The organism is Vasconcelosia minhoensis LEGE 07310 (assembly GCF_015207255.1).
GTDB lineage: Bacteria > Cyanobacteriota > Cyanobacteriia > Phormidesmidales > Phormidesmidaceae > Vasconcelosia > Vasconcelosia minhoensis.
Genome location: NZ_JADEXG010000008.1, coordinates 61140 through 75628, shown reverse-complemented (window position 1 = coordinate 75628; position 14489 = coordinate 61140). Strand labels below are relative to the sequence as shown.

General features: G+C 58.5%; 11 protein-coding genes and 1 tRNA gene. 9 read left to right on the top strand and 3 right to left on the bottom strand.

Going from position 1 to position 14489, the window contains the following annotated elements; all coding sequences use genetic code 11:
• Positions 1-3 precede the first annotated feature (3 nt).
• On the top strand, positions 4-1260 hold the full coding sequence (locus IQ241_RS05305; RefSeq protein ID WP_193905373.1) for an energy transducer TonB family protein: 1257 nt from the start codon (positions 4-6) through the stop codon (positions 1258-1260).
• Between the two features lie 125 nt (positions 1261-1385).
• Complete coding sequence (locus tag IQ241_RS05300) at positions 1386-4226, top strand: UPF0182 family membrane protein (RefSeq protein ID WP_322743582.1); 2841 nt, start codon at positions 1386-1388, stop codon at positions 4224-4226.
• Positions 4227-4236: 10 nt separating this feature from the next.
• Here the strand turns inward: IQ241_RS05300 and IQ241_RS05295 are convergent, their stop codons facing one another.
• Positions 4237-5547: a glycosyltransferase family 4 protein gene (locus IQ241_RS05295; RefSeq protein WP_193905372.1), complete on the bottom strand. Its 1311-nt coding sequence runs from the start codon at positions 5545-5547 to the stop codon at positions 4237-4239.
• A gap of 410 nt (positions 5548-5957) precedes the next feature.
• On the opposite strand from IQ241_RS05295, the gene IQ241_RS05290 reads away from it, so the two are divergent.
• Complete coding sequence (locus IQ241_RS05290; protein ID WP_193905371.1) at positions 5958-7067, top strand: CIA30 family protein; 1110 nt, start codon at positions 5958-5960, stop codon at positions 7065-7067.
• A 71-nt stretch (positions 7068-7138) separates the two neighbouring features.
• The gene (locus IQ241_RS05285) at positions 7139-7684 is read left to right on the top strand and encodes a peroxiredoxin family protein (RefSeq protein ID WP_193905411.1); all 546 of its coding nucleotides are present in this window, start codon (positions 7139-7141) and stop codon (positions 7682-7684) included.
• Positions 7685-7728: 44 nt separating this feature from the next.
• Here the strand turns inward: IQ241_RS05285 and IQ241_RS05280 are convergent.
• Together IQ241_RS05280 and alr are read right to left on the bottom strand one after the other, a co-directional pair.
• Positions 7729-7817, bottom strand: a tRNA-Ser gene (locus IQ241_RS05280).
• Positions 7818-7908: 91 nt separating this feature from the next.
• On the bottom strand, positions 7909-9120 hold the full coding sequence (gene alr / locus IQ241_RS05275) for an alanine racemase (protein ID WP_193905370.1): 1212 nt from the start codon (positions 9118-9120) through the stop codon (positions 7909-7911).
• 130 nt (positions 9121-9250) lie between these two features.
• Between alr and IQ241_RS05270 the strand changes: the two genes are divergently transcribed.
• The 5 genes from IQ241_RS05270 to nuoH all read left to right on the top strand — a co-directional run bounded on the left by IQ241_RS05270 (position 9251) and on the right by nuoH (position 14461).
• Positions 9251-9751: an HNH endonuclease gene (locus IQ241_RS05270; RefSeq protein WP_193905410.1), complete on the top strand. Its 501-nt coding sequence runs from the start codon at positions 9251-9253 to the stop codon at positions 9749-9751.
• A gap of 279 nt (positions 9752-10030) precedes the next feature.
• Complete coding sequence (locus IQ241_RS05265; protein ID WP_193905369.1) at positions 10031-11200, top strand: DHH family phosphoesterase; 1170 nt, start codon at positions 10031-10033, stop codon at positions 11198-11200.
• Positions 11178-11684: a phosphohistidine phosphatase SixA gene (gene sixA / locus IQ241_RS05260; RefSeq protein ID WP_193905368.1), complete on the top strand. Its 507-nt coding sequence runs from the start codon at positions 11178-11180 to the stop codon at positions 11682-11684. Before IQ241_RS05265 ends, sixA begins: the two co-directional genes overlap by 23 nt.
• A 163-nt stretch (positions 11685-11847) precedes the next feature.
• Positions 11848-13023: a citrate synthase gene (locus tag IQ241_RS05255; protein WP_193905367.1), complete on the top strand. Its 1176-nt coding sequence runs from the start codon at positions 11848-11850 to the stop codon at positions 13021-13023.
• Positions 13024-13342: 319 nt separating this feature from the next.
• A complete protein-coding gene (gene nuoH, locus IQ241_RS05250; protein WP_193905366.1) occupies positions 13343-14461 on the top strand; it encodes an NADH-quinone oxidoreductase subunit NuoH in 1119 nt (372 codons plus the stop codon).
• Positions 14462-14489 lie beyond the last annotated feature (28 nt).

The following is a 14489-nucleotide window of genomic DNA, read 5'->3' as shown; positions in this document are numbered from 1 at the left end:
CCTATGGCTTCAACTGCTCCCAAAACCCGATTTTTCCCTCAGTCGCTGCTCAATCCCTATTCGATCGCGGTGCTGGCGTCCGTTGGCGTGCATGGCCTATTCTTTGCCTTTGGCCCACGATACTCAGACGTTTCCTTTGCCGCCTGGGTAGACGGAGACGCGACAGCGGCGGAGCCGAGAAACGTGCCCCTAGTGCAGCTGACGCCCGCCGAGCAAAGTCGCCTGCCCAACTTCTCCCAAACTCCCTTTCCTTTAGGGCTCGACCGTCTCAACAATCCGCCGGGCGGCTTTAAGCCCCCATCTGCTTTAACCCTGCCGACTCCGGGCAGCTTTGGCAGCTTTCCCAACCCTGCTTCGCCAGGGTTACAACAGGCACCTTCGACCTTTTTACCCCAGCCACCTGCTGTTTCTCGTTCTCCGTTCAGCGCTCCGCCTTCCATTACCCGGTTTAGCGTTCGCAACGCTCCTCAGGTCAGCCGTCCGCCCGCTGGAGTTCGGATTGGGGCGATTCCTAACCCACCGGGACAGCCGCCCGCTCAAACAGCGCCAGAGACCCAAGCAGCGCCAGAGACCAGCGCCGACGCGACAGCAGCAGAGCCGGGCTCACTGCCTGAGCTGCCCAGCGGTGAGACTCGGACATTAGACGAGCTCCTCGCCGCACCTCAGAATGGGTCGGCCTCTAGCGAATCGCGGACGGCGCTGGCCGATGCCCTCACCGGTACCGATGCCGCGACGGCAGCTCCAGGTGAGACGACACCGGACGAGACGGCATTGGGCGAGACAGCACCGGAGCAAACCGGCGACGAATTAACTGCTGCTGCAGCGCCGGCCGAAGGCGATTCGGGGTCGCGCAGCCGTAGCCTGCTGGCAGCCTATCAATATGACCCGGCAGGAACCGCCGAGGCCGACGTCAGTGCCGCCGCTGAGACGTGGCTCACTGCCGCCCGAGAGAAAGTCGGCTCGGCTGAGCTGCAGCCTGGTGAAGCCGATCTCGGGCTCGATGCGAATGTCCTTAGCGTCTGCCTCGATACGCCTCCGACAGACGGTTTAGTCGGCGTCCTGGTCGGTCCCGAAGGCAGGCCTCAGGAGGTGAGTATGCTAGGAAGCACAGGCTATGACATTCTCAACAGCCAGGCTCTGACGGCTGCCCGCAATTACAGTTTTCCTGAGTCAGATGGCCCGGTGCCCTATCAGGTCAAAATCGACGTGGATTACGACGCTGAGGGCTGCGTCAATCAGCTCCCTGAAACTCAGGAGTAGGCGGATGCTGGGCTGGTACGGCTTTTCTCTCGCTTCATAAGCCTACTTTATATTTCGCTCACGCCCGTTTGGATGGGCTAGACCTGCCGTGGCTAGAATGGAGTTATCAACATTTCTTTAACGCCGTGGCTGCAAATTTCAAAATTCGCCCTTATTTCGTTTTCGGCCTGCTGGCTGTCCTAGCGCTACTGGTGTTCTCCGGCTCGCTGCTCCATCTTCTGACCGAGTCCTGGTGGTTTGAGGCGGTGGGCTACAGCGATGTCTTTCGGATCCGGGTCACCTGGCAGCTGGTGACGGCGCTGGGTGCGTTTGTCCTCTCGGCGCTGGTCCTGTGGGGCAACTATCGGCTGGCCCTGTGGCAAACCCGCGATCGCGACTACTACCGCCCGGCCAATAGCGAATGGGCTCCCTACATTCCGGCCCTGACCCGCTACGCCGCCCTGATCCTGATCCTGCTGCTCTCGCTCAGCTGGGCGCTGGGTGCGGCAGCCGCCTGGGAAACGATCCTCAAGTTTCTCAACCCCAGCGAATTCGGCGTCAGCGAGCCAATCTACGGGCAGGATATTGGCTTTTATGTCTTCCGGCTGCCGTTTTACCAGGGGCTCCAGCAGGCGGCCTCGGAGCTGATTGTCTGGAGCATTATCTTAGCGATCGCGATCTACGCCATCCGGGGCGAAGTGCGGCCCGAGCGGGGGTGGAAATATTTTCTGACCGGTGAGGTCAAGGCCCACCTGTGCGTTTTGCTGGCGCTGCTGGCCGTCGCGATCGCTGCCGGGTTCTGGCTGGCCCGCTACGACCTGCTCTACTCGCCCACCGGCGTCGTGTTTGGGGCGGGCTATACCGACGTCAACGCTCGGATGCATGCCTACGGGATTATGGGCGTCATTACCTTAGTGGTGGGGGGGCTGTTTGTGGCTTCCCTCTGGCGCAGCGGTTTTTCCCTACCGGTTGCAGGGATTGCCGTCTACGCCGTGATCTTTCTGCTGGTGAACGGGCTCTATCCCTGGGCGCAGCAAAAGTTTGTAGTCGAGCCCAACGAGCTGGATAAGGAGCGGCCCTTCATCCAGCACAATATTGAGCTCACCCGCCAGGCCTACAGCCTGACGCAAATCCAGCAGGAACCCTTTGCTGTGGAAGGCCAGCTCGACCGCCCCGCCATTGACCAGAACGCCGCCACCGTAGAGAACATTCGGCTGTGGGACTATGCGACGCTGCTAAGCACCTATCAAGAGCTCCAGAGCCTGCGGCTGTATTACCGCTTCCACGACGTCGATATCGATCGCTACACCCTCAATGGCGACTACCGGCAGGTGATGCTGGCCCCCCGCGAGCTTGACTACAATGCCGTGCCCGACCAGGCCCAAACCTGGGTGAACCAGCGGCTGAAATACACCCATGGCTACGGCCTGGCCATGAGCCCAGTCAACCAGGTAACGGTTGAAGGGCTACCCGAATTTTTTATTCAGGATATTCCTCCCGCCTCGACCGTTGACCTCTCGGTAGACCAGCCCCGCCTCTACTATGGCGAAGAAACCGATCACTATATTTTTACTGGCACTACCACCCAGGAGTTTGACTATCCCCAGGGCGACCAAAACGCGCTGAATAACTACGACGGCGAAGGCGGCGTGCCAATGGGGTCGTTCTGGCGACGGCTGGCCTATGCCGCTGACCAGGGCAGCCTGAAGATTTTGATCTCCAACTATTTCACCCCCCAGTCGCGGATTCACTACTACCGCAACGTCCGCCAGCGGGTGCAGCAGATTGCTCCCTTCCTTTCCCTCGACAGCGATCCCTACCTCTCGCTGATCGACGGTCGGATGAAGTGGATTGTCGATGGCTATACCATTAGCGATCGCTACCCCTACTCCGAACCGATCAGCAGCACCCCCGACGCGGCGGAGCTGTTGCAAAACCGCGAAATTGAGCGGATTGCCCGCAGCGATACCAACTACATTCGCGACGCCGTCAAGGTCGTGGTCGATGCCTATGATGGAACGCTTCAGTTCTACGTAGTCGATGCCGCCGATCCGATTCTGGCGACCTACCAGAAGATTTTTCCTTCTCTGTTTCAGCCCGCCGAAGTGGCGTCGGCAGACCTGCGGGCCCACTATCGCTATCCGCTCAACCTCTTCCAGATCCAGGCCCAGCTCTACCGGGCTTACCACATGGAAGATCCTGACGTCTTTTACAACCAGGAAGACCTCTGGCAGTTTCCTCTCCAGGTCGGGGAAGATGACCAGCTCCAGCGGATGGAACCCTACTATGTGATCATGCGCCTACCCAACGCCGATGGAGAAGAATTCCTGCAAATTCTGCCCTTTACCCCATCGACTAAAGACAACATGGTGGCCTGGATGGCGGCCCGCTGCGATGGCGAAAACTACGGCAGCCTAGTGCTGTATGAATTTCCCAAGCAGGAGCTAGTCTATGGCCCCAAGCAGATCGAGGCCCGGATCGACCAGAATCCCGAAATCTCTCAGCAGCTCACCCTTTGGAATCAGCAGGGCTCTAGCGTGATTCGAGGAGACCTGCTGGTGATTCCGGTGGAGCAGTCGCTGCTCTATTTTGAGCCGGTTTACCTGAAGGCCGATCAGGGCGCTCTGCCCGAGCTGAAGCGGGTGATTGTCGCCTACGAAAATACGATTGTGATGCGGCAGGCGTTACCAGAAGCGCTCCAGGCTATTTTCAGCGGTGCTTCAGAAAGTGCGCCAGTCGAGTCGGCCGCAGCAGAATCATCGGGTGATTCTACCGCAGGTTCAGCGACTCCCAGCCGGCCAATCACCCCTGAACAGGCAGAGACGGTCGCCGCCGCCCTGGAAGCCTATCAGCAGGGTCAGACTGCTCTGCAAGCGGGCGATTGGACGGCCTATGGTCAGGCTCAGAAGCAGCTGGGTCAGCTGCTAGAGCAGCTTCAGGCTGCCCAAACCTCGCCCCGGTCTCAGTCTCCAACTCAGTCTCCTTAGGCAGCAGCGACTACCGATACAGTCCCGGCGCCTCTCCGAGCTCTGGGCTCACGCCTGCGATGGGTGAAACCGAATTTTTTTGAGGTTCGCCAGCGGGAGCGACGACCTGCTTGAGCAGCGCTTCATAGGCATTCAAGGCCTGCTCAAAGGAATAGTTCTCAAGGGCAAACTGCCGACCTGCCTGGCCAAATGCCTCGGCCTGTACCGGGTTCTGGTAGAGCTGAACAATTGCTTTGGCCAGCTCAGTAGGGCTTTCAGGCTCTACGACGAGGCCGCCCTGGCTCTGAACAATCGCGTCAGCAGCCGATCCATAGCTGGGTACGGAGGCAATGATCGGGCGACCGCTGGCCATTAGCACCTGAGTTTTTGAAGGCATGTTAAAGCCCACCACGTTGCGCTTTTGCATGATCAGCGAAACATCGGCTGCTGCGAGCAGCTTGGGTAGCTTATGTCGGGGCGCAAAGGGGCGCAGGGTGACATTTTCGACGCCCAGTTCCAGAGCCAGCTGAGCCAGCTCGGTCAGCTGGCTTTCTTCGCCAGCAATCACAAAGTGAATCTGAGGAAACTGCTGAAGCTGCTTAGCAGCGCGAATGATGGTGCGAACGCCCTGGGTGCGGGCAATGTTGCCCGAGTAGAGGACGACAAACTTATCTTCAAGCTGGAGGTCGCGACGGAACTCATTACCCTGCCTCGGCAGGGGGCGGATAAAGTTGACATCGACCCAGTTTGAAATGCATTGCAGCTTGCGCTTAGGCACCCCCTTGCCGATCAGATTATTGCCAAACGAATCGGTGATAACGGCAATTTTAGTCGCGCTGGCGTAGGCAAATTTTTCGAGCAGCTCAAAGGCCCGGATGGCCAGACGGCTGGTGAGCAGCCCTGTCTGCACTGCGGCTTCGGGTAAGATATCTTGCAGGCTGAGCACGGTGGGACAGCCGTAGATCAGCTTCAGCAGGGCCACCGGTACGCAGGCTGGCAGTGAGGGGCTGGTAGAGAGGATCACGTCCGGACGCCAGCCGCCCAGCGCCTGGATGAAGCTCAAAGCTGAAAAGCTGCCGTCTAAGAGAATGCGCGTGAGCAGCCCTGGATTTGGACGGATCGCGACGTAGCATCGCTGAATTTTGACCCGGTTGCGAACTTCCGTCCTGTAGAGCTGGCCGCGATATTCAGGATAGATCTGCCGTTCGGGATAGTTGGGCATGGCCGTAATCACCCGCACCTCATGGCCCCTGGCGGCTAATCCCTCAGCCAGTTCGGTCATCAGTGGGGCAATGCCAATGGGCTCGGGATGGTAGTTATACGAGTAGATTAGAATACGCATAGAGGGCAGGCTATTTGAACGTAGAAACGATGGCGGGGAAGCGAGGAAACTTTAGAGATGAGACTTCAGTCAACTTAGGAAACCGGGTGCCAAAATCGGCGAAATATCGGCAAATTCACAACCCAAGTTCAGCGTAGCCACGGAGGCTTGGAGTCAGTAGCCAACCGGGGCTAGCTTCAGCGAAACTTTAGAGATAGGCAAACTTCTTTCATCAAGTCTATAGGGAGCAGAGCCCTGAGGCGTCCGGATTCCCGGCCGGCCGGTTTGAGCCTAGAAAGGCTGAATCGGCCATGCCGGGTATCAAGCTGAAAACTAGCTAATATTTTCATAGGCTTTGTAAACTGGGATTGGATAACCTGGGCCACAAAATGGATTGGCCAGTCGAAAGCAGCCTAGTTAGGAGCAGTACGATGACATCAGAGAGTCGTTCTTCATGGAACCTGGGGCGCTTCTTGGAAACCCTCAACTACTATGGGGAGATTCCATTTATAGGAAGCTTTCGCTGGGTTCAGCAGCTGCTGGGCCAGTCAACTAACCCCAGCGGTGCCATGATTCCGCCGATGCCTAAGCAAGCTCTGTTTTTAGCCCCTGAGTCGGCCACAGCCCTCAGCCGCAACCTAGAAAAACAGCTGGCAGCCCAAGATATCGGCCTGCGATCACGCGCGATCGACCCGGCGGCGACTGCCGACCTGCCGCTGGAGCCGCTGCTATCCGCAGACGGCCTGATTGTGAACAGCGCCGATTTCAGCCCCGAGGCGCTTTCCAGCTTAGTGAGTCGCCTGGCCGATGCCCTGGGAGAAAATGCGGGGGTTGTCCAGCAGCCGGTATTTGACTTTAGTGAAAGTAACCCGTCTGACGCCTGGGGCAGCCTCGACGATGTGGTCATGGGCGGCGTCAGCCAGAGCCGCCTGGTCTGGCGCGATCGCGCCGCTGTGTTTACCGGACGGGTCTCGACCGACAACTCGGGCGGCTTTACCTCGGTGCGGACGCGCAACTTTGAACCCCCCTTCATTTTTTCCGACTGGCAGGGGCTGCGGCTGCGGGTCCGGGGCGACGGCCAGCGGTACAAGTTCATCCTGCGCAACGATCCGGGCTGGGACAGTCCGGCCTATATCTATTCCTTTGACACGCAGGCGGAGCAGTGGCTCAGCATCAATGTGCCGTTTCAAGAGACCGTCCCTACCTTTCGCGCCCGATCGGTGCCCAACGCGCCGCCGCTGGACCCGGCCCAGATTCACTCCCTCCAAGTGATGCTGAGCAAGTTTGAATACGACAAGGCGCTGAATCCCCACTTTGAACCCGGCCCGTTTGAGCTCGCGATCGCCTCGATCAGCGTCTACCGCTCACGCCAGCTGGTGCCGCTGGTGCTGATTGGTGCTGCCAAACCCGACGAGCTGCGCCAGCAGCAGGCTATGCTGGCTGAATGTCCGCTGGATTCCCGCCTGGTCGAGCCCCGCGCTGATCAAGCCGAGCTCATCGGCGCGATCGCGACGGCCCTGACGCCCGGTCCGGCAGCCTGACGTCGCTGAAAATGCTGAAAATATAAAATAGAGGCGATGCTAGCGCTCTGTGCTCCAGAGCCGGAATGAATATGCAGCTGAGTTCGACTGATTTTCGAGGGTTGATCAATCGCCGATTTGCGAAAAATCTGCTGCCGATTCCCGCTACCCCTGTCCTGGGGCTAAATCGGCTGGCGCCGGACTTCACGCTGCCCCGCGTCGGCGCTGAGGATAGCCTACAGCTGTCTTGCTATCGCGGCCAGCGACCGGTCGTCGTTGCTTTCACCCGGATTTTTACCGAGAAGCAGTACTGCCCTCTTTGCCTGCCCCACCTTGTCAGCCTCAATCGGGCCTACGATCAGTTCATCGGGGCTGGAGCAGAACTGCTGCTGATTACCAGTACAGATAGGCGACAGAGCCAGGCAGTGCAGCGCGACCTGGGGCTATCAATGCCGCTGCTAAGCGACTCGGCCTGCACAGTTTTCCGGCAGTACGGCACCGGACAGGCGCTGGGAGCGCCCCTACCGGCTCAGTTTGTGCTAGATACCGACGGTCGGCTGCGGTTTCAGCACCTGTTTTCCTTTCTGCACCACAATGCGACACCGGAGCGGCTGCTGTGGGCCGTTCGCAATCTATAAGAACCGGGAGCTGAAGAAGCCTGATTGAAACGGACCGAAATCAACGGAGAGGGAGGGATTCGAACCCTCGATGAGGTTTACACCCCATAACTCCTTAGCAGGGAGCCGCTTTCAACCACTCAGCCACCTCTCCAAGGGAAAACCATTGGAATTTTCCAATGGGATGATCATCATAGCAAGAACTGGGTTAAAGCTCTACCGAGCTGGGTATCTATTTTTTGGGGTTATTTTCTCAGGCCAGCGGCCGGATCGGTAGTGGATAGACGCACTGCTGTCTCAACGGTAATCCGCGGCAGCCGGTGTTTGAACCCGCAGAGAATTTCCCAGGAAATGGTTCCCGATAGGGCGGCCCAATCTTCGGCGCTAATTTGGTCTGGGCCTGACTGGCCCAGCAGGGTCACCGGCTCGCCCACCTGCAGGTCGGGCAGACTAGTGACGTCAATCATCATCTGATCCATCGTGATCGCGCCCACCTGCGGCAGCCGCTGCCCCCGTACCAGTACCGCCATCCGGTTCGACAGGATGCGCGGCACGCCGTCGGCATAGCCCACCCCAACGACGGCAAGGTTGAGTGGCTGCGGGGCGATGAACTGATGGCCGTAGCTGACGCCGGTCCCCGCCGCGATCGCGTTTAGGTGAGTTACCCGCGCTTTCACCTCCATCACCGGCTGTAAATCCACAGCGGCGCGGAGATGGGGAGCCGGATAGAAGCCGTAGAGACCGATCCCCACCCGCACCAAATCGTAGTGCAGGTCAGGGGCGGCCAGCGTCCCAGCAGAGTTGGCCAGATGCAGCCGCGGCGGGCAGAGGCCCTGAGCCCTGAGATCGGCGATCGCCTGTTCAAATCGCTGCTGCTGAAGCCGCATGACTGCCGGCTCGGGGCTATCAGCGGTCGCTAGATGGGAATAGAGGCTGACCGGGTCAAGCTGAGGCAGTCGCCGCACCAGGCTGATGAATTCACCGGCCCGCTGCCAGTCAAAGCCCAGCCGCGCCATGCCGGTGTCGAGCTTTAGGTGAACCGGTAAGGGCACCGTCGGCGCTGCTGTCGCTAGGGTTTCAGCGAAGACCAGGGCCTGCTTGGGGGTGACCAGGGTAGGCTGGAGCTGCCAAAGCGCGATCGCCCGCACCTCCTCGGGGTGGTTGACGGCACCCATGACTAAAATCGGCGCGGCGATTCCCGCCTGACGTAGCTCTATCCCCTCGGGGACGGTCGCCACGCCCAGCCAGGTGGCCCCGGCCTGGAGGGCCGTCTGCGCCACGGTCACTGCACCATGGCCGTAGGCATCGGCCTTGACCACTGCCATCAGGTCGGTTTGAGGGGAGAGTCGCGTCTTGAACTGCTGCACATTGTGGGCCAGAGCGGTCAGATTAATTTCAATCCAGGCCCGGCAGCCGCGCATGGGCAAAAGGTCTGGCGTATGCTCCCAGCTCAGCATGGTCGTCGTTCTCCTTAATCCCGCTACACCGTTTCGGGCCGATTCTAGCCCAATCTGGCAGCAATATAGCTGTCAAAAGCCAGCAGTGCAGGCGACTGTGCTACTATCGGTGGAAGATGTGGGTAGCTGCATGAGCAAGGTTTTGGTCCTCAACGCCTCCTACGAGCCACTAAACATTACCAGCTGGCGGCGGGCGGTGGTCTTAGTGATCAAGGGAAAGGCTGAGCAGGTCGAACATAATGGTCGGGTCATTTATGCCGACTTCCCTTTCCCGACGGTGATTCGCCTGCGCCACTATGTACGAGTTCCCTATAAAGAAATTCCGCTAACCCGGCGCAATCTGCTGCATCGCGACAATCACACCTGCCAGTACTGCGGCACCGGTAGCGAAGGGCTAACGCTGGATCATGTCGTACCGCGATCGCGCGGCGGCGGCGATTCTTGGGAAAATATCGTCACCGCCTGTGTTCGCTGCAATGTCAAAAAAGGCAGCCGCACGCCCAAAGAGGCCAGTATGCCCCTGCGCAATCCGCCCCGCAAACCCCACAGCAGTCTCTATTTCGAGATTGCCCGCCATGTTCGCGGTGGGGTGCATCAGGAGTGGCGCAAATACGTCATTGGGCTGAATTAAATCCAGTCAGGGCGCCGTCCTGCGGCTGCCTATCGATAGAGTTCGGCTATTGCGAGTAGCAATTCTGGCTGCCCCTACGCATAATCAAGATAGACCTCACACCCCCTGACTCTAGAAAATCAGCAGAGTGATCTCAGCTAGGTGTCTAGACAACAGGCTCTGCCCATGCCTACTCAAGACGCTGTCCGCAAGGATTCCCATAGTTACGCTAAGGAACAGTCCCATAGTTACTCAAAGGACTCAAAGGACTCAAAGGAACAGTCGCAGGCTGCCTCACCCATGAAGGCTGAGGAACTAGCGCCTGCCCCAGCCGAAGATGCTCAACCGGTCAAAACAGGCGGGACTAAACCAGCTGAAAAGTTTAGACAGCTGCTCAAGGCCCAGGCGGGCAATCGCCACCTGATTTTGCTCCAGGATTTCCCCGACCCCGATGCCCTATCTTCGGCCTGGGCCTATCAGCTGATGGCCGATGGCTACGACATCCAGTGCGATATCTACTATTCTGGGATGCTCAGCCATCAGGAGAACGTGGCCTTGGTCAAGCTCACAAGCTTACCGGCCAAGCGCTGGCCACAGCAGAGCAGCGATGCGCCAGATCTGTCCCAGTATCAGGGCTATGTCCTCGTCGATAATCAGGGCACTACCAGCCATCTAACTGACCTGGTGCGGGCAGCTCAGCTGCCACTGGTGTTTGTGGTTGACCACCACGCCCTACAGGGCAACCTGAAAGCCGAGCTGGCCGACATCCGGCCTGAGGTGAGGGCCACGGCGACGATTCTGACAGAGTATCTCCAGGCCGACATCCTCCAGCTCGACCGCAGCAACGGGCGGCATGTGAAATGCGCGACGGCGCTGATGCACGGCCTGCGTTCAGATACAGGCCACCTGATGCAGGCGGCCGAGTCTGAGTTTCTGGCGGCCGCCTACCTCAGTCAGTACTATGACGCGCAGCTGCTGAGCGCCGTGCTGCAAGCGTCCCGCTCCAAGCGGGTGATGGACGTGATTGAGCGATCGCTGCGCAACCGCAAAATGCAGAATAATGTTTCAATGGCCGGCGTAGGCTATATCCGTTATGAAGACCGAGACGCCATTCCTCAGGCCGCCGACTTTTTACTGACCGAAGAAAATATCCATACGGCGGTGATCTACGGGATTGTCCACGATGAGGATGAAGAAATTGAGCTGGTCGTAGGCTCTCTGCGCACGAATAAAATTACCCTCGACCCAGATGAATTTATCAAAGAGGCGTTCGGCCAGGACAGCCAGGGCCGTTTCTTTGGCGGCGGTCGCCTGACGGCGGGCGGGTTCGAAATTCCGGTGGGATTCCTCTCGGGCTTCTACGAAAACAGCGACTACAACCGCCAGAAGTGGGAAGTCTTTGACATCCAAATTAAACAAAAGCTGCTGCGGCTGATCAACCCCGAAAATGGCGTCATCAACACCGACTGAGGTTTACCTGATTCGCCACGGCATCGCTGCCGAGCGCGGCACCTATGCCGACGATACCCAGCGGCCGCTCACCCAGCGGGGACGGGTGAAAACCGTCGCGATCGCGCAGCGGCTCAAACAGTGGGGCCTCCGGTTCGACCGGATGCTGACCAGCCCTCTCGTCCGCGCCCGGCAGACCGCCGAAATCTTGCAGGCAGCAGGGCTCGCGAATCGGGCCGAACGCTTTGAACCGCTAGTGCCCGGCGGCCAGCTTCAGACCTGGCTCGACTGGCTGGCGGTGCAGCCCGATGACCTCAGGTCGCTGGCCTTAGTCGGGCATGAGCCCGACCTCAGCAGCTGGGGTGAGCGGCTGGTAAACGGTGAGACAAACGAGCGCTGGGTATTGAAAAAAGCGGGTATTATCGGGCTGCAGCTGCCGGTAGGGGAAAGCGCGATCGCCAATAGCCAGCTATTCTGGCTAGCCCCGCCGCGGTTTGTGCTGTGAGCTTTGGGCTGGGTTTTGCCACCGGTTTTGCTCTGGACGAACGCCAGCCTGGCTTAAAACGTTAGATAATGCTCTCAGATCTAGCAGGGACGCCCGGCTGCTGAGCCAGCTTACCTAGCCCCCAGGGCCAGATCGTGAATCGAAACAATGGGAGTAGCAAAGTATGACAGCCTGCGAATATCGCCCCGGGCTAGAGGGGATTCCGGCAACTCAGTCCAGCATTAGCTACGTCGATGGGCACCAGGGCATCCTCGAATATCGCGGCATTCGGATTGATGAGCTAGCCCAGAAAAGTACCTTCCTCGAAACCGCCTATCTACTCATTTGGGGCGGGCTACCATCGAAGCAGGAGCTCAACGACTTCCAGCACGAGATTCGCTATCACCGGCGGCTGAAATATCGCATCCGCGACATGATGAAATGCTTCCCTGAAAGCGGCCATCCGATGGATGCGCTACAGTCCTGCGCGGCGGCGCTGGGCCTGTTTTACTCCAAGCGGGCGCTGGACGACCCCACCTACATCCAAGATGCGGTGGTGCGGCTGCTGGCCAAAATCCCGACGATGGTGGCTGCTTTCAAGCTAATGCGTAAAGGGAACGACCCGGTACAGCCCCGCGACGACCTCGACTATGCGGCTAATTTTCTCTATATGCTCAACGAGCGCGAACCCGATATGCTGGCCGCGCGCATTTTTGATATCTGTCTGACGCTCCATGCCGAGCACACGATCAACGCCTCGACTTTTTCCGCCATGGTGACGGCCTCCACGCTGACCGATCCCTACGCCGTGGTTGCGTCGGCCGTGGGCACCCTGGCTGGCCCCCTACATGGCGGCGCCAATGAGGAAGTGATCGCCATGCTAGAAGAAATTGGCTCGGTGGAAAACGTTCGCCCCTACGTTGAGGACTGTGTGCAGCGCAAGGCCCGGATTATGGGCTTTGGCCATCGGGTCTATAAGGTCAAGGATCCGCGCGCCCAAATTTTGCAGGGGCTGGCCGAGCAGCTGTTTGCCAAGTTTGGCCGCGATGCCTACTACGACATTGCCCTGGAGCTAGAAGAGGTGATCAACGAAAAGCTGGGGCATAAGGGCGTCTATCCCAATGTGGACTTTTATTCGGGACTGGTTTACCGCAAGCTGGGCATTCCGACGGATTTATTTACGCCCATTTTTGCGATCGCCCGGGTGGCGGGCTGGCTGGCCCACTGGAAAGAGCAAATTGGGGAAAATCGGATTTTCCGACCCACCCAGATTTACCAAGGTCCCCATGAGCAGCCCTATATTCCGGTCAGCGAACGGCCTCAAATCTGGGATAAGCAGCTGGTTGGCTCCCGGCTTTAACCGTCGGGTTGAGAGACCGTTGCCATCCAGGGCAGAGCGCAATGGAGGGCCTCACCCCCCTTCCCAAGACTTGAAACTGCCGACAATATAGAGTCCAGTGACGATTTTCAGGAACTCCAGCCCCCTTGGCGCTAGCTGAGGGGGTTTTATTTTGGCGACCCTAATTTCCCCATTTACAGATCACCCGCTTAACTTTCAATCGATTTCCTAAATAATCCGATCAGCATCTAAGATGGCTTTGCACCGACCAGCGCATGATTAGGCGCTAGAATCGGTAAAGATCCGTAATATTTCTGGACATCGAGGCGACTAGGTAAGCATGAACCCCGGCATTGACCTCCAACATACGTTCGTCAGTACCCTCACCGACCTGGGCCTGCCCCTAGGACTAGCCAAGCTTTTGTGGATTCCCCTCCCCATGGCGCTGATGCTGATTGCCGCCACGGTGAGTATCTTTGTCTCGGTGTGGCTAGAGCGAAAGATTTCAGCCGCAGCCCAGCAGCGAATTGGACCGGAATATGTCGGACCGCTAGGCGTGCTACAGGCCGCTGCCGATGGCGTAAAGCTGATCTTCAAAGAAGACATTACCCCGGCTAAGGCCGACCCCTGGCTCTTTACCTTGGGGCCAGCAATTGTCGTCATTCCCGTATTTCTATCTTTTTTGATTGTGCCCTTTGGCCAAAACATGGTGATCACCGACATCGGGATCGGCATCTTCCTATGGATTTCGCTTTCCAGCATTACCCCGATCGGGCTGCTGATGGCAGGCTATTCCTCGAATAACAAGTATTCCCTACTAGGTGGACTGCGGGCTGCGGCCCAGTCTATTAGCTATGAAATTCCCCTGGCGCTGGCGGTGCTGGCGGTGGTGATGATGACCAATAGCCTCAGCACCATCGATATTGTCGGCCAGCAGTCGGGCTACGGCATTCTAGGCTGGAATATCTGGCGGCAGCCGGTGGGATTTTTAATATTTTGGATTGCGGCTCTGGCCGAATGCGAGCGCTTGCCCTTTGACCTACCCGAAGCTGAAGAAGAGCTGGTGGCGGGCTACCAGACCGAATACACCGGGATGAAGTTTGGGCTATTCTACGTCGGCTCCTACGTCAACCTGGTGCTGTCGGCGCTGATTGTGGCGATTCTCTACCTGGGGGGCTGGAGCCTGCCGGTGCCGATTGAGTCGATTGCGGGCTGGCTGGGGGTTAGCGAAACGACGCCCTGGCTGCAAGTCGTTGCGGCGGGTCTGGGAATTGTCATGACTCTGATCAAAGCCTACCTGCTGGTGTTTATCGCGATTCTGCTGCGCTGGACAGTCCCCCGAGTCCGAATTGACCAGCTGCTCGATCTGGGCTGGAAATTTTTGCTGCCGGTATCGCTGGTCAATCTGCTGGCGACTGCGGCGCTAAAGCTGACGCTGCCCTTTGCCTTTGGCGGCTAGCCGTTGCCAATCTGATTACCCTTTACGA

What these genes read in the sequence shown, in the direction of transcription:
- IQ241_RS05255 (WP_193905367.1), top strand. Translation starts at nt 11,848, where the DNA reads ATGACAGCCTGCGAATATCGCCCCGGGCTAGAGGGGATTCCGGCAACT.
- sixA (WP_193905368.1), top strand. Translation starts at nt 11,178, where the DNA reads ATGGCGTCATCAACACCGACTGAGGTTTACCTGATTCGCCACGGCATC.
- alr (WP_193905370.1), bottom strand. Translation starts at nt 9,120, where the DNA reads ATGCTGAGCTGGGAGCATACGCCAGACCTTTTGCCCATGCGCGGCTGC.
- IQ241_RS05265 (WP_193905369.1), top strand. Translation starts at nt 10,031, where the DNA reads ATGAAGGCTGAGGAACTAGCGCCTGCCCCAGCCGAAGATGCTCAACCG.
- IQ241_RS05290 (WP_193905371.1), top strand. Translation starts at nt 5,958, where the DNA reads ATGACATCAGAGAGTCGTTCTTCATGGAACCTGGGGCGCTTCTTGGAA.
- IQ241_RS05270 (WP_193905410.1), top strand. Translation starts at nt 9,251, where the DNA reads ATGAGCAAGGTTTTGGTCCTCAACGCCTCCTACGAGCCACTAAACATT.
- IQ241_RS05295 (WP_193905372.1), bottom strand. Translation starts at nt 5,547, where the DNA reads ATGCGTATTCTAATCTACTCGTATAACTACCATCCCGAGCCCATTGGC.
- nuoH (WP_193905366.1), top strand. Translation starts at nt 13,343, where the DNA reads ATGAACCCCGGCATTGACCTCCAACATACGTTCGTCAGTACCCTCACC.
- IQ241_RS05305 (WP_193905373.1), top strand. Translation starts at nt 4, where the DNA reads ATGGCTTCAACTGCTCCCAAAACCCGATTTTTCCCTCAGTCGCTGCTC.
- IQ241_RS05285 (WP_193905411.1), top strand. Translation starts at nt 7,139, where the DNA reads ATGCAGCTGAGTTCGACTGATTTTCGAGGGTTGATCAATCGCCGATTT.